This window comes from Mesorhizobium sp. BR1-1-13, assembly GCF_020165515.1.
Classification (GTDB): Bacteria; Pseudomonadota; Alphaproteobacteria; order Rhizobiales; family Rhizobiaceae; genus Mesorhizobium.
In genome coordinates this window covers 185,709-208,998 of sequence record NZ_JAIUIH010000005.1, presented here as the reverse complement: position 1 = coordinate 208,998, position 23,290 = coordinate 185,709, and the positions used below count along the sequence as shown (strand labels likewise).

The following is a 23,290-nucleotide window of genomic DNA, read 5'->3' as shown; positions in this document are numbered from 1 at the left end:
GGTCGCCGCGTGAAATCATCAACGCGATCTTCTACGTCGTGGAATTGCGTGGCGACTTCTCCCGCGCGACCTGCCGTCAGCACCGTCTATCCTGGTTCAGCCCTACGGCACGACGCAGGTCTGCTGGCCTTGGAACGACCCCGAGGCCACCCTGGGTTTTCCGCTGCGTTGCCTCCGTCATGCTCCTTACGAAGGCTGGCTCGACCCTCAAGAATTTCGGACCATACTCCGAGCCGAAACCAGGCTCGGTGTACCGATTGACGCAAAACGAGGCGCTGAGCGCTTGCCGGCAGCGCATTGGATTTCCCAATGAGAGGTGCTACTCTTGCTGAGGAGGACTTGAGCTTGCAACCTTTCCTGAAATCACCGCTAAGCATAACACTGTCGATAACTCAGACGTGCAATCTCGAGTGTAAGCACTGTTATGCGGATTGCCAGGCCTGCGAAGCGTCTGCTGAAGTCGCTACTGATCAATGGTTGGGATTTCTCGATTACTTGGTCAACAATAATTTTATTTCCGTTTATTTCGAAGGTGGGGAACCGCTTTTCCGGGAAGATTTTCTTCAAATTTTGGCACACTGCGCTCGCCGCATGATGACCATGTTGCGGAGCAACGGAACCCTCATCAATCGCGAGATGGCGCATCGCCTAAAGCAGATTGGCATAGGACGTGTGCTCATTGACCTGATGGGAGCGAGAGCCGAGACGCACGATTATTTCACCGGAGTTAGCGGGAGCTTCCAGAAAGCCTGCGAAGCGGTTCGCTACCTGCTCAAGGCTGGCATCGATACTGATGTGCTCACGATCCTGAACCGGAGAAATATGCACGAACTGCAAGAGTATTTGGAGCTTGCACACGAGCTCGGCGTTCCCCGCGCAGGAATTCTGCGCCTCTATCCTCTGGGACGAGCTAAGTCCCGCTGGGATGAGTTGGCGATGTCCCTGCAAGAGCAGATGGCTGTGCTCAACTCGCTTGCACCACCACCTGAGCTTACCGTGATGAAGTCGTGGCATCCCAATGACCGGAATTGCTGCTGGCAGGCTGCTGCGGTAGATCCATTCGGCCGATCAATTGGTTGCGCTTATCTGCGCGAGTACGTCGATTACGGCAACATTCGGGAAGTGCCGTTCCTCGACACTTGGCAGCATTCCCTATACCGAGAGCTGCGCTCCGGTGTGGTCGAAAAGTCGTGCCCGGACTGCGACACCACTGAAGGAACGCGCGGAGGTTGCCGCTCGGCCGCCTATGCCTTTCATGGTCGTTGGGCGGCACCTGATCCGTTCTGCTCGACAATGAATGACGGAGTCGACTTACGTGTCTTACCGTCGCGTCTCCTTTCGAAAGGTCGCAAACCTGCGGATTCGCCCCGTCGATGAGATGGGCGTATGCATCGTGTTCACGCCAGATAACCCGAGGCTATACACCCTCAATGCGTCTGCGTGGCTTATAATGGAATTGTGCGACGGGCGAAATTGGAGGTCGCTGGAACGTCGCTATTTTGCTACAATTGAACCTTCGCGCTCGCGCGAAGTGGCACGGCTTGAACTGCGGCGGGGCATTGAGGATCTCATTCAGCAGGGCCTCATAGAGCTTGTCGAACCGGCTTGAATGTGCCGCAGAAGAAACCATTCAGCGATCAGGAGGACTGGCTAGTGGCACGCAATCCGACTATCGAACAGGTCAAGCGTTTGGTACGTCGGCAAGGCATTGCACCGCCACCGGCGGTTCAGCCACTCGTCGCCGAAGTTCGCACGCATGGGGTTCTGCCGTTGACACCGTGCGAGCCGGAAATCTCGTATGCCCTGGGTTGTATTCTAATTGAGTGGACATTTGGCATCCCCTACCAGGATGTACCGACATTCCATCAATTCCTTGAAGACAACGAGGCTTTTATTCGGCAAAACGTGGAGAAGGTTGAGGGTGCGAGGTACTTGGGAACGTATTGGTCAATTGGACACCGATATCATTACAGGACCTTTTGGGCATATGATTCAGAATCGGCGATAGCTGGTCTGAATGACGCCATACGAAAGTCGCCTAACCTTTCCGAAGCGATCACAAAGCTTCGAACTTACTGGTCGAAAGATTCATCCCGGAGCGAGTTCAAATACCAGCCTGCGTCTTTGAGTACTGCCAAGAAGCTTGAAGATTACGCTAAAGAGAATCCGGTGGTCGGTATGGGACTGGTCGCACCGGCACAGGCGCGAAAACGACCGAGAAGTAAAAAATAGATCACGGAATGGTACTTGCTTCCGTGCTTGCGAATTGATGCCACGAGCGTCGCTCCGTTACGCCAGAAACATGCCTGCAACGAAAATAGATCAATCTGATCGGATTGTCGTTCTTAATTTATGATCTGTTGAATTATTGGCGCACCCGACAAGATTCGGACTTGTGACCTCTGCCTCCGAAGGGCCGAGGTTCGAGCCCGTCGAATTTCCGTTGTCCTTGTCCGTCGGATTTCTGCCGTCAAACATAAACCAGCGTTTACCTTTGACGCGGGCCATGGAAACACCTCGGTTGTGTTCGCCGTGCCGTCAGCGAGCGATGATCGATGGGCGCGCTTACATGCTAGTTTGAAACCTCGTGTCTGCATCGAATTCCCAGCATCGATATAAGCGCGCAAGCGAGGCGCCTCAGACTTAACGTCCAAGATGGGTCAGGTCACGACGATGTTCGCGACGGCCTGAATGTCCGCCCTCGTGTGTCCCAGCCCAAAGCGGCCTGTCGGCAATCGGCCCAGTGGAGACCTACCCAGTGCCGATGTGCGGCATCTAGCGTGAAGGTGGCATAGATAGCGATTTCGTCCGACGACGGCTGCGGAACCATACGGAACGATACGGGAAGTATGTCTGCCTTGTGCCCACGAAAACGCAAATCAAATCAACAGTTTGAGGACACCCTCCGAGCCCACCAAAAGACCGATCTAAGTAATTGATTCTGCTGCATTCTTTTGAGAGGGCCCACAACGTGGACTCGAACCCCCTCTCCGACCAAAACTTCCCCCCAGCGATTTTCCTCGCGATCTCAGAGCCGCCTGAGGCGATATTAGGTTGTCGGAGGGGTCGAATCGCTAAAGCGTTACCGTGTTCCCTACATTTGGAAACGCTAGGTTTTCCACGACGCGACGGCAGCTTTGCGCTCGAAGTCGGGCGTAGAGTTGAGCTTTGCCGTTGATTCAAAGCTGCCGTTCGTCGAATCTTGAAACTTTAGACTAGAGCTGGCGTGGCCAAGCCCGTTGTGCAAAGCCCTCGGACGCCAACAGATCAGAGCCTCCGCTCACCGCTCCAGACAGATCGCCACGCCCTGGCCGCCGCCGATGCAGAGTGAGGCCAGGCCTTTGCGGGCGTTGCGCCTCGTCATCTCGTGGAGCAGCGTCACCACGATGCGGCAGCCGGATCCGGCCAGCGGATGGCCGAGCGCGATGGCGCCGCCGCTGATGTTGATGATCTCCTCGTTCCAGCCCATCTCGCGGTTGACCGCGATGGCCTGCGCGGCAAAGGCTTCGTTGATCTCCATGACCTCGAGGTCGAACGGCTGCCAGCCGGCCTTTTCAAGCGCAAGGCGTGAGGCAGCGACAGGCCCCAGCCCCATGTCCATCGGCTCGACCCCCGCCGAAGCATAGGACGCGATGCGGGCGAGGGGCTTTAGCCCGAGCTCGTTCATCCGCGCTTCCGATATCACAAGTACCGCCGCCGCGCCGTCATTGAGACCGGAAGAGTTGCCGGCTGTGATTGTCCCCGCCGGATCGAACACCGGCTTCAGCCGGGCTAGTCCTTCGAGGGTGGTCGCGGGGTTTGGATGCTCGTCACGCTCGATGACGACATCGCCTTGCCTGGTCTTGATCGAGACGGATAGAACCTCGTCGTCGAACCTTGCTGAGCGGATAGCGGCATCGGCATTCTCCTGCGAGCGTAGCGCGAAACGGTCCTGCTCATCGCGCGTGATCTGGTAGCGTTGCGCCAGAGACTCGACCGTGACGCCCATATGGATCTGATGGAAGGCGTCCCACAGCCCGTCGGTGATCATCGAATCCTTGACTATCTGGTCGCCCATCCGCACGCCGCCGCGAATGCCTGGAATGAAATGCGGCGCAGACGTCATCGAGTCCTGGCCGCCGGCGATGATGCAATCGGCGTCGCCGCAGCGAATGGCCTGCGCGGCAAGATGGATCGATTTCTGGCCGGCGCCGCATACCTTGTTGATCGTCATGGCGGGTACGCTGACCGGCAGGCCGGCCCTGAGCGATGCCTGTCTTGCCGGGTTCTGCCCGGCGCCGCCGGTCAGCACCTGGCCCATGATCACCTCGCTGACGGCTTCAGGTGCAAGCCCGGTTTCGGCCAGCATCGCCTGAATGAGCCGCCCACCCAGTTCCGCCGCGGAAAGGCCGGCGAGGGCGCCGTTGAGCTTGCCGATCGGCGTGCGTTTGGCGGCGACGATGTACACTGCATCCTGCAATTTCCTGTCCTCCATTGGTGCGGCACAGAGGGCGTGTTCGCCGCTTGACATTCTGGTTATAACCAATAATCTGAATGTGACTTGCAGACAAGATGACGGCTCCGCGCCGGCCTGCATTCCGGGAGGAAATTCATGTCATCCGTGCTTTGGGCGCCGGCGCCAGCCGCGTTCGAATCGTCTAACCTTGCGCGCTTTTGCCTGGCCAACGGCTTCGATCCGCGCGACTACGAGACGCTGCATCGCTGGTCGGTCAGTGATCCCGGCGCGTTCTGGCGTGCGGTGTGGGATTTTGCCGGCGTGATCGGCGATCCCGGCGCGCGATCTTTCCTGCGCGACGATCAGGCGCCGATGACGCAGAGCCGGTTCTTCCCCAACGCATTGCTCAATCTCGCGGAAAACCTGCTGCGCGGCGACGAAGATCGGGTCGCCGTCATCGAGGCCGACGAGAGCGGCCATTTGCGCACCTTCAGCCTTGGCGAATTGCGCCTCCTCGTCGCCAGCACCGCACAAGGCCTGCGCGCGGCCGGCGTGGTCAGGGGCGACAGCGTCGGCGGTATCGTGCCCAACCGGGTGGAAGGTCTCGTGGCGCTTCTGGCGACGCTCTCGATCGGCGCCGTCTGGTCGTCCTGCTCGCCCGATTTCGGCGCCGCGGCGATCGTCGACCGCCTCGGCCAGATCGGCGTCAAGGTGTTGTTCGCAACTCCGCGCTACCGTTATGCGGGCAAGAAGCACGACATCTCCGATCGGTTGACTGAGATCGTCGCGGCGATGCCGACGATAACCAAGCTGGTGCTGACCGGCGACGATAAACCCGCCATGCCAGCGGCTGTCGCTTTCGAGGATTTCGGCGCAGACGCTCCGCTGGCCTTCGAACGCGTGCCCTTCGATCATCCGGCCTATGTGCTCTACACTTCAGGCACCACGGGTGCGCCGAAGGCGATCGTCCATCGCACCGGCGGCGTGCTGCTCCAGCATTTGAAGGAGCATCTGCTGCATGGCGACGTTCGCCCCGGCGACGTGATGAGCTGGTACACCAACACCGCCTGGATGATGTACCACTGGCTGATCTCGGGCCTCGCCTGCCGTGCGGCTGTTGTGCTCTTTGACGGCGCGCCGATCCTGAAGACCGCTGATGGTCTCGACCCCAGCCTGCTGTGGAAAATGGCGGAGCGCGCACGCGTCACCCATTTCGGCACAAGCCCGAAATATCTGGCGACGCTGGCCGCCGAAGGCTACGCACCGGGACGGCTGCACGACCTGTCCTCGCTGCGCTCCCTGCTCTCGGCCGGCGCGCCGGTGTCTCCCGGCCAGTTCGACTGGGTCTACGCGCAGGTGAAGTCGGACATGATCTTTGCCTCGATCTCGGGCGGTACCGAGATCATCGGCTGTTTCCTGCTCGGGTCGCCGATCCACGCTGTTCGCCGTGGCGAGCTGACCGTCAAGGGGCTGGGCCTCGCGGTGGCTGTCATGGACGAGCGCAACGCGCCGATCATCGGCCGGCAAGGCGATCTGGTCTGCACCGAACCGTTCCCCTCCATGCCACTGACCTTTTGGGGTAAGGGGGGCGACGCGCGCTACCACGATACTTACTTTGCGGCGCGCTGGGAAATCTGGACACATGGTGATGTCGCCGAGATGACAGCTCATGGCTCGGGGATCATCCATGGCCGCTCGGACACGACGCTGAAGCCCGGCGGTGTGCGTATCGGCACGGCCGAGATCTACGCCGCCTGCGAGACCTTCGCCGAGATCGAGGATTGCGTGGTATTCGGCGCACCGGTCGAGGGCGACGAAGAGATCGTGCTCTGCGTCAAGCTGAACGACGGTTTTGGTCTCACGTCCGAGCTTGCCGCTCGGATCCGCCGTGTCATCCGCGAGGGCGCATCGCCCCGTCACGTGCCGCATCGCATCCATGCCGTGGAGGCCGTGCCCTACACGCTCAACGGAAAGCGGGTTGAGGGCGCGGCGCGAACGACGCTTGAGGGCAAGCCGGTTAGAAATATGGCTTCGCTCGCCAATCCCGCATGCCTCGACGAATACCGCGCGCTCGACAGGAGCAGAGCGGCATGAGCCAGGCCAAGGGAGCGATCGTCGGCATCGGCGAATTGAAGCCGCAGCGCCTGACCAGCAGCGTGACGACGCTGGAAATGATCGCCGAGGTCGCGCGCCTGGCGGTGTTCGACGCCGCGCTGGAGCCGGCTGCGATCGACGGGCTGCTGGTCGGGCCGCAGGTTGGCGAAACGCCGCAGCATGTTCCGGCAACGATCGCCGAATATCTCGGTCTGGCGCCGACCATGGCCAATGTCGTCGACCTCGGCGGCGCTTCGGGGGCAGGCATGGTCTGGCGCGCCGCGGCCGCAATCGCGACCGGCATGTGCGAGGCGGTGCTGTGCGTGCTTGCCAACAATCGCGAGGAGGCGGCACCGCGTTCGCCCAACCGCAATCCGATCCGCGAGTTCGACGTGCCGTTCGGCGCCTCGGGCGCCAACATTTCCTATGCGCTGTTGATGCAGGCGCATATGGCGGAATACGGTTCGACCGCTCGGGATTTCGCCATGATCGCTGCTGCGGCACGGGCCAATGCACAGCTCAACCCCGACGCGATCTTCTTCGGCAAGCCGGCCGATGTTGAAGTTGTGCTTGCTTCGCCGATGATCGCTTCGCCGCTGCATCTCTATGAGATCGTCATGCCGGTCGCTGGTGGTGAAGCGGTGGTGGTCACCTCGGCCGAACGCGCGCGCGCGCTGCCACAAAGGCCGGTGCAACTGCTCGGCGCCGGCGAGAAAGTCACGCATCGCGCGGTCAGCCAGGCGCCCAGCCTCACCTCCGGTCCGCTGAAGAGCGCCATGGCGAGGGCCTTCGCGCAGTCCGGCACCAAGGCCGATGAGATGAACCTCCTGTCGCTCTACGACTGCTACACTATCATGGTCGCAACGACGATCGAGGACGCCGGCCTCTGCGCGCCCGGCCAGTTCGGCGCGTGGCTGCGCGACCACGACCTTTCTCATCATGGCGACAAGCCGCTCAACACCCATGGCGGTCAGCTCGGCTTTGGTCAACCGGATCTTGCCGGCGGCATGACGCATGTCGTCGAGGCGGTCCGTCAATTGCGCGGCGAGGCGGGCGAACGCCAGATCGGCAAGGCCGAGCTTGCACTGGTTACCGGCAATGGCGCGACGATGAGCGAGGCGACCGCGCTCGTGCTGGGAGCCGCCTGATGTCCGTCGATCTCAACACATTGAACCCCCCCGCTCCGACCATCACCACGTTAACCCGGCCATTCTGGGATACGGCCTCCGAAGGGCGGTTGAATATCCAGCGCTGCGAGGACTGCGGCAAGGCGGTCTTCTATCCGCGCCCGATCTGCCCGCATTGCTGGAGCAAGCGTCTCGTCTGGCAGGACGCTTCAGGCACGGGCCGGCTCAAATCCTTCTCCGAGGTGCACAAGCCCGGCCATCCCGGCTGGCTGCCGGCAGCACCTTACGTGGTCGGCCTGGTCGAACTGGCCGAGGGACCGACCTTGCTGAGCTTCATCCTGCCTGGCGCACGACCGCCCAGGGTAGGGGACGCGCTGTTGCTTGCGCCGACGGCGATCGGCGGTCGGGTCCTGCCGGCCTTCAAGCAAATCGAAAGCGAAACAGAGGAGAAGCCGCAATGAGCACCGAGACGAAAGACGGTTGGGTTGGTGTGGTGAAGGGCCGCCCGCAGGTCGGCGCCTTCGCCGAACGCACGCGCCGCACGCAAATGAGCGACATCGAAGCTTTCACCGCCATCACTGGCGATCGCAATCCGCTGCACTATGACCGCGCGCTGGCCGAGAAATCGGTGTTCGGCAAGCTGATCGTCCAAGGCGGCGTCACCTCAGGCATCCTCAATGCCTTGGTCGCCGAGGATCTTCCCGGGCCTGGAACCGTCTTTCTCGAAGTTGCCTGGAAGTTTGTGAAGGCCGTCGGCGTTGATGAGGAAATCACCGGACGCGTCGAGGTCAAGGAAGTGCGCCCTGACAAGCCGATCTGCAAGATCGAGACCAGCGTGCGCAACGCTCAGGGCGAGATTTGCCTCACCGGCACCGCCACGGTGTTCACCGTCCCGCTGCAAGCCGGATGAGCGCGGTGAACGACAGCCGGCAAGGCGCCGACAGCGAACGCTGGCGCGTGCTGTCGCTACTTTGCCTGGCGGTCGTTCTGTCGTTGACCACCTGGTTTTCGGCGACCGCCATCCTGCCCGAGCTGAAGCAGGAGCTGGCGCTCGGCTCCGACGCCGAAGCCTGGCTCACCAACGGCGTGCAGGTCGGCTTCGTGCTCGGTGCGCTGGCGGCGAGCCTGGTCAACCTTCCCGACCTGGTACGGCTCAGCCGCCTCATGGCGGCGGCCGCACTTGTTGCCGCGCTCGCCAACGCAAGCCTGCTGGTTCATCCCGATGCGGGCGGCGCCATCGTCGCGCGCATCGTCACCGGCGCAGCGCTTGCCGGCGTCTATCCGCCGGCGCTGAAGCTGGTCGCCACCTGGTTCACGCGTGACAGGGGGCTGGCGCTCGGCGCGGTCATTGGCGCGCTGACCATCGGCTCGGCACTGCCGCATCTCTTCCGCGCCGCCTTGAGCGCACTCGACTGGCGACTGGTGGTCGCCGCCGCCAGCCTGGCGACGGCGACCGGCGCACTGCTGTTTTTGCTGTTTGCCAGGGAAGGCCCCTATCCCTTCGGCAGGGCGGTGTTCGAGCCCTCGCGCATCGGCCAGGTGTTTCGCGAAAAGCCGCTGCTGCTCGCCAATCTCGGCTATCTCGGCCACATGTGGGAACTCTACGCCATGTGGGCCTGGCTGCTTGCTTACACGCGCGCCGCTTTTGAAGCGCAGGCGATCGGAACGGCCGCTACCGCTTCGCTCGCAACCTTCGTCGTCGTCACGTCCGGCATTCTCGGCTGCCTGCTCGGCGGCTACCTCTCGGACCGTATCGGCCGCACTTTGACCACCGCCGGCATGATGATCGTGTCGGGCGGCTGTGCGGTTCTGATGGGCTTAGTGTTCACCGGGCCGCTCTGGCTGTTCATGCTCGTGGCCATCGTCTGGGGCATTTCGGTGATCGGAGATTCCGCGCAGTTTTCCGCCGCCGTCACCGAACTCGCTGACCGGCGTTTCGTCGGCACGGCGCTGTCGGTGCAACTCGGCGCCGGTTTCGCGCTGACGGTGCTGGCCATCTGGCTGACACCGCGCTTCGCCGACCTCATCGGCGGCTGGCGCTGGGCCTTCCTGCTGCTGGTTCCGGGCCCGCTTCTCGGAGCCGTGGCCATGCTGTGGTTGCGAAACTTGCCGGAGAGCGTGAATATGGCTGGCGGCCTCCGTTAGGGAGGACGCTGCCGCTCCTTGAGTCGCGGCAAACGATTTTGCGGCGGGACCGAATGGAACAAACGACCAGAATACGTGGGCGTCCTCGCTACGACCAGGAAGATGCCGGAGCCGCCGAGGCGTTCCGCTCTATCGGCTCCAAGGTCGAGCTCAACCGCGACGAGGCGGCACCGCTGTGGGTGCAATTGCGCAACCAGGTCGAGGAAGCCATCAACACCGGCCTGCTGGCGGCCAATTCGCGCATCCCTTCCGAGCAGGCGCTGTGCGACTTCTTCGGCGTCTCGCGTCCGGTCGTGCGCGCCGCGATCGGCTCGCTGTCCAGCGAAGGCCGCATCATCAAGATGCCGCGCAAGGGCATGTTCGTCGCCGCACCGCGCGAGCATGTCGACTTCATGACCGCCAATCTCGGCGTGTTCGACGACCTGACGGCGAAAGGCCACAAGGTCTCGACGCGTACGCTCGAAATCTACCGCTGCCCGCCGAACGAGAAGGAATCCAGCGTCTTCGGCATTCCCGCCAATGGCAGCGTGGTCCGCATCAGTCGCGTCTACATGACCGACGGCGCGCCGATCACCATGACGCGCATCAGCCTGCCGGGGCACCGGGTGCCCGGTCTTGAAAACATCCTGTCGGAAAACCAGTCGATTTTCGGCACCATCCGCGCTGTGTTCGGCCTGACGGTGAAGCGCGCCGACCGCTGGTTGCGCGCGGCATTGCCCACCAAGGAAGAGGCCGAGCAGATGGGCGTTGCCGCCAACACCCCGCTGATCGAGATCGAGTCGATCGCCTATGACGCGGATGGCGCGGCACTCGAATATTACGAGGCCTTCTACAACTCCTCCGTCGCCCGCATCCACATGGCGGTCGAGCAGCCGTCGGCGACGGTGAACGGTGTCGATCGCACCTGAATCACATCCGTGAAAAAGAATCCGTTTTCTGGTTATAACCAGATTGACGGACCCGAGAAGCTTCTGTAACGTCCTTGTCATGGGTCGGGAGGAGCCTGACCCTGGAGGCATTATCAGGATCGATCGGATTGCGACGCCGCCTTGGCGGCGAGGGGAAGATTTTGCCCGCGTGCAAGCCTGGTCCGATGGAGGGTTTGCGTGGATTACCGGTCGCAATTCGACCTGACGAGCGAGGTTGCCGTCATCACCGGCGGCGCCAGCGGCATCGGCCTGGAGGCCGCCAAGGCGCTCGGCAGCTGCGGCGCGCGCGTCGTCCTTCTCGACATGGATGCGCAAGGTCTGGACGCGGCCACCGGGGTGCTTAGGGCGGCCGGTGTCGCGAGCGTCAATGGCCGCGTGCTCGACGTCACCGATCCGCGCGCAGTCGAGGCGATGGCCGCCCGGATTGTCGATGATTTCGGCCACGTCGACATACTGGTCAACAGCGCCGGCATCGCCCGCCTCAACACCGCGCTCGACACATCAGACGAGGAATGGCGCCAGGTGATGGATGTCAACGTCAATGGCGTCTACTGGGCCTCGCGCGCCTTCGGCCGTTCCATGGTCGCCCGCAAGAAGGGCTCGATCGTCAATCTCGGCTCGATGTCCGGCCTGATCATCAACCGTCCGCAGACCGCGCCGTCCTACATGGTGAGCAAGGGCGCCGTGCACATGATGACCAAGGCGCTTGCGGTCGAGTGGGCGAAATCGGGCGTTCGCGTCAACGCCCTGGCGCCGGGCTATGTCGGCACCGAGATGACGCTGAAAATGCGCGAGCGCCCGGAACTCTTCAACACCTGGATCGACATGACGCCGATGGGCCGGTTGGGCGAGCCGCACGAGATCGCCTCGGCGATCCTGTTTCTCGCTTCGCCCGCGTCGAGCTACGTCACCGGCGCGATCCTGTCGATCGATGGCGGCTACACGGCCTGGTGAGGCCGAGCAAGGATTGGAATATCGCATGACCGTTTCGGACCTAGAGGCACGCCAGGCAATCATCGGCGCCTGCCTGGAGATGAACGCGCTGGGCATCAACCAGGGCACGTCAGGCAATGTCAGCCGGCGCCATGGCGAAGGCATGCTGATCTCGCCGACCAGCACGCCTTACGAGACGCTGGTGCCCGAGGACATCGTCTTCATGGCCTGGGACGGCGAGGTTGACGGGCGCCTGCCGCCGTCGAGCGAATGGCGTTTCCATCTCGATATCATGAAGGCGCGGCCCGAGGTCAACGCGGTCGTCCACGCGCACCCGACCTACTGCACCACCATCGCCATCATGGGCAGGAAGATACCGGCGATCCACTACATGGTCGCGGTCGCCGGCGGCAGCGACATTCGCTGCGCTCCTTACGCCACCTTCGGAACGGCAGAGCTCTCGGCGCATGCGGTGGAGGCGCTGCGCGACCGCAAGGCCTGCCTGCTCGCACAGCACGGCATGATCGCGGTCGGTTCCAGCCTCAGCCAGGCGATGTGGCTGGCGGTCGAGGTGGAAACGCTGGCGCGCCAGTATCACGGCGCCCTGCAGATCGGCGAGCCGCCGATCCTGTCCGAGGAGGAGATCGAAAACGTCATCAAGCGCATGGCCAGCTATGGCCTGCGCGACAAGGAGGCTGCTGCCTGAGCGGCGTCATCTGGCAGAATCCTTCGGGAAGGCCCGAAGCGATCAACAAGGGAGGAATGAAATGACCGGATCCATGAAAGGCCTCGTCAAGGCGCTCGCTGTGGGATTGGCGGCGGCTTGCAGCCTGGCCGCCATATCGAGCGCGAGTGCCGAGGAATTGTCGCTGAAGGGCAAACGCATCGGCGTCTCCGCCATCGGCACCGATCACTATTGGGACCTGATGGCGTTCCGCGGCATCCAGGACCGTGTGAAGGAACTGGGCGGCGAAGTCATCGCGCTCGACGCTGGCCGCAAGGACCAGCAGCAGATCGCGCAGTTGCAGACGCTGATCGCCCAGAAGCCCGATGCCATCATCGAGCAGCTCGGCAATCTCGAAGTGCTGAACCCATGGCTGCAGAAGATCCGCGACGCCGGCATCCCGTTGTTCACGGTCGACACCGCGACACCGCATGCCATCAACAACACCACCTCCAACAACTACAATATCGGCGCCGAAATCGCGCTGCAGATGGTCGCCGACATGGGCGGCAAGGGCAATGTGCTGGTCTTCAACGGCTTCTACAGCGTGCCGGTCTGCAAGATCCGCTACGACCAGCTGAAATATGTGCTGACTTCGTTCCCGGATGTGAAGATCGTCGAGCCGGAACTGCGCGACGTCATCCCGAACACGGTGCAGAGCGCCTATTCCAACGTCACCGACATGCTGACCAAGTCGCCCGAAAAGGGCTCGATCGGCGCGGTCTGGGCCTGCTGGGACGTGCCGCAGATCGGCGCCACGCAGGCGGTCGAGGCTGCTGGTCGCAACGAGGTCAAGACCTACGGCATCGACGGCAGCCCGGAAGTCATCAAGATGGTGATGGATCCGAAGTCGTCCGCAGGTGCTGTGGCGGCGCAGCAGCCCTATGAGATCGGCAAGACTTCGGTCGACAACGCCGCCAAGTACCTGGCCGGCCAGAGGGTGCCGCCCTTTACCTTCGTTCCGTCGGTGCTGATCAACAAGGAAAACGCCGCCGAAAAGGGAAAACCGTTCCTCGACGCGGCCGAGAAGGCTGGCGTTAAATAGGCTGAGCGAAACGACGGGCAGCCACGCCTTTGCGGCTGCCCGCCACCATCAACCAGGATTGACGGCCATGCAGGCAGCAAAGCGTGAAATTGCTGTATCAATGAGCGATATATCGAAGCGGTTCGGTCCGGTGCGTGCACTGGAGAACGCGAACCTCGAGATCGCCCGCGGCTCCATCCTCGGCCTTGTCGGCCAGAACGGCGCCGGCAAATCGACGATCATCAAGGTGCTGGCCGGGATCATCCGGCCTGACAGCGGCAGCATCGTCATCAATGGCGAAGCCGTTCACTCGCTTTCGCCGGCATCGGTCGAAAAGCTCGGCGTGCATTTCATCCATCAGGACAGGCTGCTGGTGCCGACCGCGACCGTCGGCGAAGCTGTCTTCCTCGGCCACGAAATCGGCCTCGGCCCGTTCGTCAGCCGCCGCGCCATGGAGCGCCGGGCCGCGGAGCTGTTGAAGCGCTTCTTCGGCATGGAGCTGCCGGCCGGAACTCTTGTGAAAGACCTGACCACGGCGCAGCAGAAGGTCGTGCAGATCACCCGGGCGCTGGCGCAGAAAGCATCGGTGCTGGTGCTGGACGAGCCGACGGCGGCGCTTGTCAAGCGCGAGGTGGACAGCCTGTTCGACGTGCTGCGCCGGCTGCGCGACGACGGCATCGCCGTGGTCTTCATCTCCCACTACATGCAGGAGATCGAGAAGCTCTGCGACCGTGTCACCGTGATGCGCAACGGCACCGATGTCGGTACGGTCGACCCGCATGAGACATCGATCGACGAGATCATATCGATGATGATCGCCCGCGATGTCGGCGAGATGTTTCCCAAGCGTTCGGTCACGTTGGGCGCGCCGGTGCTCGAACTCGCCAATCTGCGGCTCGGCGGCAGCTTCGAAAACATCGGCTTCAACGTTCGCGCCGGCGAGATCGTCGGCCTCACCGGCCTGCTCGGATCCGGCGCCAAGGAAATCGTGCAGTGTCTGTTCGGCCTCAAGACCGCCGATGGCGGCCAAGTCAAGCTCGAGGGCAAGCAGCTGTCGCTGTCGACGCCGGTCAAGGCAGTGCGTGACGGCATCGCCATGCTGCCGGAGGATCGTCGCGCGCACGGCGTGGCGCTCGGCCTGTCGGTGCGCGAAAACATTTCGCTGGCGAGCCTGCGCCGCTATTCCAGAAGCGGTCTGGTCAGCCGCAACAGCGAGAACCAGGCGGTCGATGGCCTGATCAAGGAGCTGTCGATCAAGACGCCGCATCGCGACGCGCTGGTGCGCGAGCTCTCCGGCGGCAACCAGCAAAAGGTGGCGATCGCCAAATGGCTGAGCTGCCAGTCGCGCGTCTATGTGCTGGACGAGCCGACGGTGGCCGTCGATGTCGGTGCCAAGGTCGAGATCTACAATCTGTTGAATCGGCTGGCGAGCGAGGGCGCGGCGATCCTGCTTCTGTCGTCCGATCTGCTCGAACTGGTCGGCGTCTGCGACCGCGTGCTGGTCGTCTATCGCGGCCGACTTGCCGGCACCTTCTCCGGCCCGTCGATGAACAGCGATGCGCTGCTCGCAGCCTCATCAGGGGCCCGCTCGAACACCGACGGGGTGGCGGCATGAGCGCGACAACTCTCCACACCGAGGCCGGCGTGTCCGACGAAACCCGCGCCACCGGCAAAAGTGCTGGCAGGCGCTTCGCCACCCTCGTCGTGCGGCTCGGCGCGATTGCCGCCTTCGCCGCGATCATGGCCTATTTCGTCGTCTTCGCGCCGGGCTTCACATCGACCTTCAACCTGATCAACGTCGTCGAGCAGTCGGCGATCCTGGGTGTACTCGCCTATGGCATGACTTCCGTCATCATCGGCGGCGGCTCTGATGTCACCGAAGGCGGCATCGACCTGTCGATCGCCGCCAATATGGGGCTGTGCGCCGCCGTCTACGCCACGCTGCTGTCGATGGGCTATGGCGACGTCCTTCCGGTCCTGGCGGCCATTGCTGTCGGCATGGCGGTCGGCGCGCTGAACGCCCTTGCCGTGGTCGGTCTCGGCATCCTGCCGCTGCTGGCGACGCTTGCCGTGCTCAACGTCGCCGCCGGCATGGAACTCACGCTTACCCAGAACACGGTCGTCGGCGCATCCTCCCCGCTGCTCGGCTTCCTGGTCTCCGGGGCCTTTCTTGGCATCTCGGCGCTAGCCTGGGCGCTGATCCTGTTCTCCGCCCTCGTCATCGCCATCTTTCACTACACCTCGTTTGGGCTCAGGCTCTACGCGGTCGGCGGCCATCCGGAAGCAGCGCGCGCGGCCGGTCTCAGCGTGCCCTTCTACGTGTCCTTCACCTATGTGCTGAGCGGCTTCTGCGCGGCGGTGGCAAGCGTCCTCACCGTTTCGCGGCTCTCGGCCAGCACGCCCGGTTCCGGCGAACTGCTTTTGTCGGTGCTGGCGGCGGCGCTGCTCGGCACCGTCTTTTCCCGCCGCTTCGTTCCAACCATGGGCGGCACGCTGCTCAGCGTGCTGTTCATCGGCCTGCTCGCCAACGGCTTCCAGTTGCTCAACGTCTCCAGCTACTGGGTCAACGGCGTGCAGGGCGCGCTGATCCTGCTGGTGGTGGCCATCACATCCTTTGCCCGCGGCTCGGAGGGTTCACGATGAGCGTCTCAGCCAACGACAGTCCCAAGATGAGCCTGCGCGCCTTCCTCGCCAAATACAGCGTGCTCATTGCCTTCGCGGCCATCGTCATCTTCTTCGCGATGGCGAGCCCGACCTTCCTGACGCCAGCCAATCTCTTCAATGTGCTGGTCAACAACGTCGTCATGCTGGCGATCGTGGCGCTTGGGCTGACCATCGTCATCTCGTCGGGCGGCATCGACCTGTCGGTCGGCGTGTCCGTCGACATGGCAAGTATGGTCTTCGTGATGCTTCTGGCCGCCGGCTACAGCGGCGTGATCGGCGTCGCCGGCGGACTAGGCGCCGCATTGATCGTCGGTGTGCTGAATGCGATCCTGATCACCAGGCTCAACATCAGCCCGTTCCTGGCGACGCTTGGCGTGCTGTTCATCGGCCAGAGCACGCAGCAGCTCGCCACCAACGGCGGCCAGCCGATCTACCTCACCAGCGGCTATGCCGCCGACCAGTTCAACGCCATCGCCCGCACCGCCCTGTTCGGCGTGCCGACACCGGTGATCGTGCTGATCGTCTCGGCCATCGCGGTCCACGTCCTGCTGCTCCGCTCTGTCTTCGGCCGCTATGTGCAGGCGATGGGCGCGCAGCCGGGCGTCGCCTGGTATTCCGGTATCCGCGTGCCGCGCGAATTGTCGATGGTGCATGTGCTGTGCGCGCTGCTTGCCGGTGTCACCGGCATCTTGCTGTCGGCGACGGTCAAGTCTTACGTGCCGCTGTCCGGCAACGCCTTCCTCCTCGACGCCATCGGCGCCACCTTCATCGGGACGACGCTCAGCCGCGAGCGCAAGCCCTCGGTGATCGGCACGCTGCTCGGTGTCCTGCTGCTTGCGATCGTCAAGAACGGGCTACTGCTCGTTGGCTGGAATTTCTACTGGCAGCAGGTCGGCATCGGCGTGCTGGTCTTCCTGGTGCTGGCCGCGAGCTTCGGCCTGCGCCGCGCCACCCATTGAGTTCGACCACCCATTGAGTTCGAAAGGTCAGCCAACCATGCCACAATTCGACGTCAGTTCGATCGGCTTCTATGTCCTCGATATCCTGGGACGGCCGGTTTCGCGTATCCCCGAAGGCGGCCGTGCCGACTATATCGAGGAGATCCGCATGACTATCGCCGGCACGGCCGGCGCGACCGGCATGGACTGCGCCATCCTCGGGCTGAAAACGCGGGCCGTCACCACGCTCGGCACCGACGACATGGGCGACTGGTTCCTCGCCAAACTTAAGAAATATGGCCTCGAGTGCGGCCTCGTGCGCCGCGACGGCAGCGTCCAGACCTCATCCACCATGCTGCCGGTGCGGCCCAATGGTGAGCGTCCTGCATTGCATGTGCCGGGGACGGCCACTTTGTTCGAGGTCGCCGATGCAGATCTCGACGCGGCCTTGGATGCAACTGTCGTCCATGTCGGCGGCACCGGCCTGTTGAAGCGTTTTGATGGCGAGCCGACGGTCAAGCTGTTGAAGCGTGCCAAGACGCTTGGCCGCACCACCACCTTCGACCTTATCCAGGCGACGCCCGAGACGTGGAAGCTGGTCGAACCGTGCCTGCCCTATATCGACTATTTCGTGCCGAGCATCGACGAGGCCGGCGAGATGGCGCACGACCGCGACCCAGCGCGCGTCGCCGCCTTCTTCAAGGCCAGGGGCGTGAAGAACTGCATTCTCACGCTTGGCGCCGATGGTGTTCATGTCTCGCCAGAGCATGACGAGGACTTCCATCTGCCGGCCTTCGACGTCGAAGTCTTCGACACCACGGGCTGCGGCGATTCCTTCACCGCCGGCCTCATCGTCGGCATCGTCAAGGGCTGGGATCTCAAGCAGTCGGCGCGCTTCGCGACGGCGGTCGCCGCCAAGGTGGCGATGGGCCTTGGCTCCGACGGCAAACTCGTTTCATTCGACGACACAATCGCGGCGATGAATTCGCTCCCGGTCAAGACATCAACGGTGCAAGCAGCATGACCATTCTTCCTGAGGCCAAGGGCAAGACCGCTCTCGTCACCGGCGCCAGCCGCGGTATCGGCAGGGCGCTCGCCAAGGGGCTCGCCGAGGCGGGCTTCGACGTCGCCATCACCGATCTGCCGTCGCAGGCCGCGGAGCTTGCCGTAACCAAGGCCGAGATCGAGGCGGCCGGCCGCAAGGCTTATGTATACACGATGGATGTCAGCAAGAAGCGCGAGATCGAGGCGACGGCGCGGGCGCTGCTTGCAGCGGCCGGCAGCGTCGATGTGCTGGTCAACAATGCCGGCATCCTGAAGCCAAGCCTGCTCCAGGATTTGGACGAAGCCAATTGGGACGCGCATTTCGACATCAACGCCAAGGGTGTGCTGATGATGTGCCAAGCCGTGCTGCCGCATATGCGCGCCAGGAAATCGGGCAGGGTGATCAACATCGCCTCGATCGCCGGCCGCCAGGGCGTGCCGACGCAAGGTCACTACGCGGCGACGAAATCGGTCGTGATCACGCTCACCCGCGTGCTGGCGCAGGAGGTCGGCATGGACGGCGTCACCGTTAACGCCATCTGCCCCGGCATCATCCTGACCGAGATGGGCAAGAACAATCTCGGCAGCGAAGCGGCGATCCGCCATTGGGAAGATGTCGCGGCGCTGAAGCGTCTCGGTGCGCCGGAGGACGTCGTGGGACCGGTGCTGTTCTTCGCCTCGGACCTGTCGGCTTTCGTCACCGGCCAGTCGCTCAACGTCGACGGCGGTATCTACTACCACTGACGATCCGCCGCGTGGCTTGCTCATCGCGATGGCTTAAAGATGCTGATGGAATGCTGGAGGCATCCGTCCGCTTCCAGTCCCGGCCACTCCAAAAACGGACAATCCCCTTCCGGCCCCGTTGCCGCCACTTTTGAACTCCCGCATTTTGGCTTTTCAGCGCGAAACTGGCCTTAGGCAACGAATGGAAAACGGCGAAATGTTCCTGGTCTGTGCCCGAAAAGTCACATAAAAGGCGGTATGGAAGAACGCTACCTTGCTCTCAACTGGCGCGCTGGGCCACGGCACCCGCTTCGCTTCTCAATTTCTCAAGTCGGGATCGGCAGATTGCTTCAATCCTATCGATCAGATTCGAGACGCGTTCTGATAGCCATTGAAGTGCTTCATCCGTGATCTCGAAGTGCCGCGAATAGCGCGCTTTCACATAAGCCTCATTGAGGATGTTGAACCACGCAACGAAGCGCTGTTGCTCACGAGGCCATGCTTCGGCCAGCTCCTGGACCTGATCCTCGGCGAGGCTGCGCAGGAATTTTATGTTGTGAGAGGCGGGGCTGTAATTCGTCAGCACCAGCAACAATGCCGAATAGGCTTGCTCGATCGACTGATGAAGGAGGAACGCGCTTTCCTTAAGCCTTCCCTTGGTAGCGAAGAATTCCGCACCCTCAGCAAACGTTCTAGCCTGAGGAAGACGCTCCGCAACATAGTCCCCTGCCAACCGAAAAGCCTCCGCGGGGCCTGAAGGCACGGGATTGGCGAGAGGCTCTTCGTCGAGCTCGTAAAGGACAATCCCGTCACGACGGATATCGACAAAGAAATACTGCCCTTCGCGCAGTGCGGTGTTCACCTCGCGGCGTGAGTGCACGATGAAACTCACCGGGGTATCAATCTCACGCATCAACCGGTCGGCCGCTGCCTGCCAGTAGCCGGAGAAATCGGTCAGCTTTCGATTGTTGACGACAATCAGGAGATCGAAATCGGAGCGGTAACCCTTTTTCGTATGCGGCTCGTCGACCCAGTCACCGCGGGCATAGGACCCGAAGAGGATGATCTTTAGGATGCGGCCGCGCTTCTTGAAATCGGCCGTTCCGCCTTTTAGCGCGTCTTCGAGCTCCTCAAGAAGGAGCTCGACAATCCTGGTGAGCTCACGCTGCTTTGGCGGTGGGAGATGATCGATGCTGGATTTCATAAACAAAGGTCGACCGTCCACTACATATGCATAGCCGGGAAATATCTACGAATCCCCATAATGGCTCGTCGGATGAGGCGAAGCAAAGCAAATGTCATTCTTGTATTGTGATGATTTGTTGCCCCTGTGTGAAGACCGATGATTTGTTGCCCTGTGTGAAGGCCATTGCAACGCGCAAAGTCTTTGCAATGGGCGATCCCGTCCTTCCCGGCTTGGGCGACTTCATCCGCGCGCCCCATTCTCAAGGTCCCGAATGAAGGCCAGAACTGCTTCGACCTGGCCGTCCGCGACAAGCTCCGCCGCCGTGCGATGGCCATAGTCGGCGATAAGTTCGTTGCGGTACCAGTAGATCGCCTTATCTACGGTGACGGTGCATTCCGTTGCCGCCGAAATCACCTTCACCACCTCGCGCATCCGACACTGCAGTCGCTCCGATGACGGATTACGGAGCGTGTTGCGGTGAACACCGGTCAATCGCGCCAGGTTGGTCAATTTTACCCCCAGCGCCTGCGATAGGCGCTTCGGGGAAATATGGGGCGTGCGAGGTTCCTGCAAGCTACAGATGAAACCTGAGAGCTCTTTCGATTGCGCGAGCCGTGCGTGGGTCACGACAAATCTCCCAATGTTCTCCTAGGCACGACATATTCATATTTCAGTGCATAGCAAGTGGGCAGCGCTAACACGTTTGTAGGGCGTTCAAGCCCTCCCATTGTCGAATGTATGGTCTCGGCCGCAACGCGTCGCATGTCGTTCGTACAAGCCTGCCGCTGGCCCCCATCGGGTCTCTTCATGCTCGACTCCCGACAGCCAGACGTGACCAACTGCCCGTTGATATCATCAGGCCATGTGGCACGCCTCGCCGGGGGCGGTCTGCCCCGCGTCCCGCCTGCGGCGGCGCTATGCTGACGCTCCTTAGGCCGCCCTGTTGAACCGGGCTCGGCGTCACGAACCGGCTCGACGATGAAATGACAATGTGGGTCCGGTGGACATTTCATCGTCTGCGCTTTGTACGCCCTCATTTGCTTTGGCCGCTGCGCGGCGCGGCTGACGCCGGATCGGATGGAGATTTTCGCCCGTGAGACAGCGTTGACGTCTCGAAAGTGTTGAAGGCGCACGGAATTTGTTGCCGGCCAGGCAAGTGCAAGTCGCTTCGACTATACACTATTATATATCAGAAGGGCGATATGATCATTATGTTGTATCGTTCAGTTGACAGAGACGCGCAGCGCGCTAGATATAATATCCTGATCACTTGGGCCTTTTTGATCCGGATTCAACATCATGGCCTACCAGAGCGAAAACCTGATCGCGCAAGCACGCGAGGTCCGCGAGGCTTCCGGTGTGAGCCAGCGCGCGCTCAGCGAGCGGGCCGGGCTGACGCAGAGCCATATCTCGCAAATCGAGAGGGGCAAGATGGAGCCGGGGCTTTCCAGCTTCATAGACCTGACACGAGCGCTCGATCTCGAGGTCATGCTCGTGCCGAAGAAGCTCGTGTCGGCGGTGCTCGGCCTGGTCAAGGCCCAAGCGACGCCGGACATGCATATCCATGCCGGTCAGCCAAACGACAAGCGTTTTGCCCGTGCCGAGCGCCTGGTCAAGAAAATGAAGCACCTTTACGGCAGCTCAGCCGACCTCGATCGCATCGAGGATACGCTTCGGTTTCTGCGGAGGGTAAATCTCGGCGATCAAGAGATGCAGCTCGTGCGCGAGCTGATCGCCCGCCTCCAGCGCTATCAGGCCAGCGCCCAAGCAGGACCCATCTTGCACGACATCGCACAGAACCTGCAGCGCCTTCGCAACTCGATCGCCCATCCCGTCCCCTCGGAGCCGCGACCTGCCTATTCGCTGGACGATGGAGATGCGGATGCCTGATGTCTCGGTTCTGGATGTACGGCTCTACGACGAGCCTATTGGCACGCTAACCCACCTGCAGGGCGATCGGACGATATTTGCGTTCAACGAAGACTACGTCGACAACCCGGATCGGCCGACCCTCAGCCTGTCGTTCAAGGACGACCTGGGTGGCCTCATCACCAGGATCCGCCCGACACAAGGGGTCGTGCCACCATTCTTCTCGAACCTGTTGCCGGAGGGCGGCTTGCGTCGCTATCTCGCCGAGCGGGCCGGGGTCAATCAGCAGCGCGAATTCTTCCTGCTCTGGGTGCTGGGGCTCGACCTGCCCGGAGCACTCTCGATCCATCCTGCGATCGGTGACGGCCTTCCTCCTGGTGACGACGAGGATCTTCCGAAGAACGCCAAACCCAATGCGCTGCGCTTCTCGCTCGCCGGTGTGCAGCTCAAGTTCTCCGCGTTTCAGAACGCGGGGAAGGGCGGCGGCCTGACCATTCCCGCCGAGGGCGTCGGCGGATCGTGGATCGTGAAGCTCCCGTCCCAGCAGTTCACCGGCGTCCCGGAAAACGAGTTTTCGATGATGACGATCGCCGGGATGATCGGCATGGATGTGCCCTTCATCAACCTGGTCGATCTCACTGCAATCGCCGGCATTCCCGAAGGAGTGGGAGAATTAAGAGGGCAGGCGCTTGCTGTCAGCCGCTTCGACCGAACTAGTGACGGTCCTGTCCACACCGAAGATTTCGCGCAGGTGTTCGGGGTCTTCCCGGACGACAAGTACAAGCGTGCAAGTTACGCCAACATCGCGCGCGTGATCGGAACCGAGGCGGGCGATGTTGGCGCGGCCGAGTTCATTCGCCGCCTCGTGTTCAGCGCGTTGATCGGCAATGGCGACATGCACCTCAAAAACTGGTCGCTGATCTATCCGGACCGGCGCTCGGCCGCGCTCTCGCCGGCCTACGACCTGGTGTCGACCGTTCCCTATATGAAGGGCGAGGACACCGCTGCGCTTAATTACTCTCGGACGAAGAAGATGACCAAGCTCGATACCGATGAGCTTCGGCACCTGGCGGCCAAGGCACTTCTGTCGGAAAAGCTTGTCGTCGACACCGCCACGGAAACCGTCCAACGATTTCGGCAAGTCTGGGAGACTGAGAAAACGCATCTTCCTCTCGCCGCTACCGTCGTGAAGGCAATCGACGCGCATGCTCCGACCGTGCCACTATTCAGCGAACTCGCATGATCAAGACTCACCTCAGCACGCCGTCGCCTTGAGAGCATTCGATCCGGCGCATCCGATCGGGTCTCGGAGGTCTTTGGGATAGCGTCTGCTATTTTGCGCGTCTGAATGTTAAATGTGCCGCGGTTTTCAGTCTCGACGATGTGCATCATGGCGAATGGGCACTGTCAAATAAAACGCCGCAAGGCAGCACGGTCTGCAGGGCGGGAACGCCG

Annotated in this window: 22 protein-coding genes; 19 read left to right on the top strand and 3 right to left on the bottom strand. The window is 62.1% G+C overall.

All coding sequences use genetic code 11. The annotated features are described in order from the left end of the window. Window positions 1–309: 309 nt before the first annotated feature. Genes LB533_RS14565 through LB533_RS14560 form a run of 3 tightly spaced genes read left to right on the top strand, consistent with a single transcriptional unit; the run spans window position 310 to window position 2,232 of the window. Window positions 310–1,377, top strand: a complete 1,068-nt coding sequence (locus LB533_RS14565; RefSeq protein WP_224677479.1) for a radical SAM protein — start codon at window positions 310–312, stop codon at window positions 1,375–1,377. Beyond that, a complete protein-coding gene (locus LB533_RS30150) occupies window positions 1,298–1,609 on the top strand; it encodes a PqqD family protein (RefSeq protein WP_411970888.1) in 312 nt (103 codons plus the stop codon). The genes LB533_RS14565 and LB533_RS30150 overlap by 80 nt, the downstream gene beginning before the upstream one ends. A 44-nt stretch (window positions 1,610–1,653) precedes the next feature. After that, the gene (locus LB533_RS14560) at window positions 1,654–2,232 is read left to right on the top strand and encodes a hypothetical protein (RefSeq protein WP_140500865.1); all 579 of its coding nucleotides are present in this window, start codon (window positions 1,654–1,656) and stop codon (window positions 2,230–2,232) included. Between the two features lie 1,048 nt (window positions 2,233–3,280). Here the strand turns inward: LB533_RS14560 and LB533_RS14555 are convergent. Then, the gene (locus LB533_RS14555) at window positions 3,281–4,459 is read right to left on the bottom strand and encodes an acetyl-CoA C-acetyltransferase (RefSeq protein WP_224677478.1); all 1,179 of its coding nucleotides are present in this window, start codon (window positions 4,457–4,459) and stop codon (window positions 3,281–3,283) included. Window positions 4,460–4,591: 132 nt separating this feature from the next. Between LB533_RS14555 and LB533_RS14550 the strand changes: the two genes are divergently transcribed. The 14 genes from LB533_RS14550 (at window position 4,592) to LB533_RS14485 (ending at window position 18,801) form a co-directional block, all read left to right on the top strand. Next, complete coding sequence (locus tag LB533_RS14550; RefSeq protein ID WP_224677477.1) at window positions 4,592–6,529, top strand: acetoacetate--CoA ligase; 1,938 nt, start codon at window positions 4,592–4,594, stop codon at window positions 6,527–6,529. After that, the gene (locus LB533_RS14545; RefSeq protein ID WP_224677476.1) at window positions 6,526–7,677 is read left to right on the top strand and encodes a thiolase family protein; all 1,152 of its coding nucleotides are present in this window, start codon (window positions 6,526–6,528) and stop codon (window positions 7,675–7,677) included. The genes LB533_RS14550 and LB533_RS14545 overlap by 4 nt, the downstream gene beginning before the upstream one ends. Continuing rightward, on the top strand, window positions 7,677–8,117 hold the full coding sequence (locus LB533_RS14540) for a Zn-ribbon domain-containing OB-fold protein (protein ID WP_224677475.1): 441 nt from the start codon (window positions 7,677–7,679) through the stop codon (window positions 8,115–8,117). Before LB533_RS14545 ends, LB533_RS14540 begins: the two co-directional genes overlap by 1 nt. Continuing rightward, a complete protein-coding gene (locus tag LB533_RS14535; RefSeq protein WP_224677474.1) occupies window positions 8,114–8,566 on the top strand; it encodes a MaoC family dehydratase in 453 nt (150 codons plus the stop codon). The genes LB533_RS14540 and LB533_RS14535 overlap by 4 nt, the downstream gene beginning before the upstream one ends. Further along, on the top strand, window positions 8,563–9,801 hold the full coding sequence (locus tag LB533_RS14530; RefSeq protein ID WP_224677473.1) for an MFS transporter: 1,239 nt from the start codon (window positions 8,563–8,565) through the stop codon (window positions 9,799–9,801). Before LB533_RS14535 ends, LB533_RS14530 begins: the two co-directional genes overlap by 4 nt. A 53-nt stretch (window positions 9,802–9,854) precedes the next feature. Further along, window positions 9,855–10,709 (top strand): GntR family transcriptional regulator, encoded by an 855-nt coding sequence (locus LB533_RS14525; RefSeq protein WP_224677472.1) that lies wholly within the window; start codon window positions 9,855–9,857, stop codon window positions 10,707–10,709. Between the two features lie 198 nt (window positions 10,710–10,907). After that, on the top strand, window positions 10,908–11,684 hold the full coding sequence (locus LB533_RS14520; protein ID WP_224677471.1) for an SDR family NAD(P)-dependent oxidoreductase: 777 nt from the start codon (window positions 10,908–10,910) through the stop codon (window positions 11,682–11,684). 25 nt (window positions 11,685–11,709) lie between these two features. Further along, complete coding sequence (locus LB533_RS14515; RefSeq protein WP_224677470.1) at window positions 11,710–12,369, top strand: L-fuculose-phosphate aldolase; 660 nt, start codon at window positions 11,710–11,712, stop codon at window positions 12,367–12,369. A gap of 61 nt (window positions 12,370–12,430) precedes the next feature. Continuing rightward, complete coding sequence (locus tag LB533_RS14510; protein ID WP_224677469.1) at window positions 12,431–13,432, top strand: sugar ABC transporter substrate-binding protein; 1,002 nt, start codon at window positions 12,431–12,433, stop codon at window positions 13,430–13,432. A 100-nt stretch (window positions 13,433–13,532) separates the two neighbouring features. Continuing rightward, entirely contained in the window at window positions 13,533–15,026 is a 1,494-nt protein-coding gene (locus LB533_RS14505; protein WP_224677468.1) for a sugar ABC transporter ATP-binding protein, read from the top strand. Beyond that, window positions 15,023–16,054 (top strand): ABC transporter permease, encoded by a 1,032-nt coding sequence (locus tag LB533_RS14500; RefSeq protein WP_224677467.1) that lies wholly within the window; start codon window positions 15,023–15,025, stop codon window positions 16,052–16,054. Before LB533_RS14505 ends, LB533_RS14500 begins: the two co-directional genes overlap by 4 nt. Next, window positions 16,051–17,034 carry an ABC transporter permease gene (locus tag LB533_RS14495; protein ID WP_224677466.1) on the top strand — a complete coding sequence of 328 codons (984 nt, stop codon included), beginning with the start codon at window positions 16,051–16,053 and terminating at the stop codon, window positions 17,032–17,034. The genes LB533_RS14500 and LB533_RS14495 overlap by 4 nt, the downstream gene beginning before the upstream one ends. Before the next feature lie 37 nt (window positions 17,035–17,071). Further along, window positions 17,072–18,037 carry a carbohydrate kinase family protein gene (locus LB533_RS14490; RefSeq protein ID WP_224677465.1) on the top strand — a complete coding sequence of 322 codons (966 nt, stop codon included), beginning with the start codon at window positions 17,072–17,074 and terminating at the stop codon, window positions 18,035–18,037. Then, on the top strand, window positions 18,034–18,801 hold the full coding sequence (locus tag LB533_RS14485; RefSeq protein ID WP_224677464.1) for an SDR family NAD(P)-dependent oxidoreductase: 768 nt from the start codon (window positions 18,034–18,036) through the stop codon (window positions 18,799–18,801). The genes LB533_RS14490 and LB533_RS14485 overlap by 4 nt, the downstream gene beginning before the upstream one ends. A gap of 259 nt (window positions 18,802–19,060) precedes the next feature. Here the strand turns inward: LB533_RS14485 and LB533_RS14480 are convergent, their stop codons facing one another. Then, entirely contained in the window at window positions 19,061–19,984 is a 924-nt protein-coding gene (locus LB533_RS14480; protein ID WP_224677463.1) for a nucleotidyltransferase and HEPN domain-containing protein, read from the bottom strand. 222 nt (window positions 19,985–20,206) lie between these two features. Then, window positions 20,207–20,593: a hypothetical protein gene (locus tag LB533_RS14475; protein ID WP_224677462.1), complete on the bottom strand. Its 387-nt coding sequence runs from the start codon at window positions 20,591–20,593 to the stop codon at window positions 20,207–20,209. A 672-nt stretch (window positions 20,594–21,265) separates the two neighbouring features. Between LB533_RS14475 and LB533_RS14470 the strand changes: the two genes are divergently transcribed. Together LB533_RS14470 and LB533_RS14465 are read left to right on the top strand one after the other, a co-directional pair. Continuing rightward, window positions 21,266–21,856, top strand: coding sequence for a helix-turn-helix domain-containing protein (locus tag LB533_RS14470; protein ID WP_224677461.1), 591 nt, complete (start codon window positions 21,266–21,268; stop codon window positions 21,854–21,856). Then, window positions 21,849–23,078, top strand: a complete 1,230-nt coding sequence (locus LB533_RS14465) for a type II toxin-antitoxin system HipA family toxin (protein ID WP_224677460.1) — start codon at window positions 21,849–21,851, stop codon at window positions 23,076–23,078. Before LB533_RS14470 ends, LB533_RS14465 begins: the two co-directional genes overlap by 8 nt. The last annotated feature ends 212 nt before the right edge of the window (window positions 23,079–23,290 follow it).

Excerpts from the sequence above, each read along its gene's own strand:
- LB533_RS14565 (WP_224677479.1), top strand. The coding sequence starts at position 310 with ATGAGAGGTGCTACTCTTGCTGAGGAGGACTTGAGCTTGCAACCTTTC.
- LB533_RS30150 (WP_411970888.1), top strand. The coding sequence starts at position 1,298 with ATGACGGAGTCGACTTACGTGTCTTACCGTCGCGTCTCCTTTCGAAAG.
- LB533_RS14550 (WP_224677477.1), top strand. The coding sequence starts at position 4,592 with ATGTCATCCGTGCTTTGGGCGCCGGCGCCAGCCGCGTTCGAATCGTCT.
- LB533_RS14545 (WP_224677476.1), top strand. The coding sequence starts at position 6,526 with ATGAGCCAGGCCAAGGGAGCGATCGTCGGCATCGGCGAATTGAAGCCG.
- LB533_RS14540 (WP_224677475.1), top strand. The coding sequence starts at position 7,677 with ATGTCCGTCGATCTCAACACATTGAACCCCCCCGCTCCGACCATCACC.
- LB533_RS14535 (WP_224677474.1), top strand. The coding sequence starts at position 8,114 with ATGAGCACCGAGACGAAAGACGGTTGGGTTGGTGTGGTGAAGGGCCGC.
- LB533_RS14530 (WP_224677473.1), top strand. The coding sequence starts at position 8,563 with ATGAGCGCGGTGAACGACAGCCGGCAAGGCGCCGACAGCGAACGCTGG.
- LB533_RS14525 (WP_224677472.1), top strand. The coding sequence starts at position 9,855 with ATGGAACAAACGACCAGAATACGTGGGCGTCCTCGCTACGACCAGGAA.
- LB533_RS14515 (WP_224677470.1), top strand. The coding sequence starts at position 11,710 with ATGACCGTTTCGGACCTAGAGGCACGCCAGGCAATCATCGGCGCCTGC.
- LB533_RS14510 (WP_224677469.1), top strand. The coding sequence starts at position 12,431 with ATGACCGGATCCATGAAAGGCCTCGTCAAGGCGCTCGCTGTGGGATTG.
- LB533_RS14505 (WP_224677468.1), top strand. The coding sequence starts at position 13,533 with ATGAGCGATATATCGAAGCGGTTCGGTCCGGTGCGTGCACTGGAGAAC.
- LB533_RS14500 (WP_224677467.1), top strand. The coding sequence starts at position 15,023 with ATGAGCGCGACAACTCTCCACACCGAGGCCGGCGTGTCCGACGAAACC.
- LB533_RS14495 (WP_224677466.1), top strand. The coding sequence starts at position 16,051 with ATGAGCGTCTCAGCCAACGACAGTCCCAAGATGAGCCTGCGCGCCTTC.
- LB533_RS14490 (WP_224677465.1), top strand. The coding sequence starts at position 17,072 with ATGCCACAATTCGACGTCAGTTCGATCGGCTTCTATGTCCTCGATATC.
- LB533_RS14485 (WP_224677464.1), top strand. The coding sequence starts at position 18,034 with ATGACCATTCTTCCTGAGGCCAAGGGCAAGACCGCTCTCGTCACCGGC.
- LB533_RS14480 (WP_224677463.1), bottom strand. The coding sequence starts at position 19,984 with ATGAAATCCAGCATCGATCATCTCCCACCGCCAAAGCAGCGTGAGCTC.
- LB533_RS14470 (WP_224677461.1), top strand. The coding sequence starts at position 21,266 with ATGGCCTACCAGAGCGAAAACCTGATCGCGCAAGCACGCGAGGTCCGC.
- LB533_RS14465 (WP_224677460.1), top strand. The coding sequence starts at position 21,849 with ATGCCTGATGTCTCGGTTCTGGATGTACGGCTCTACGACGAGCCTATT.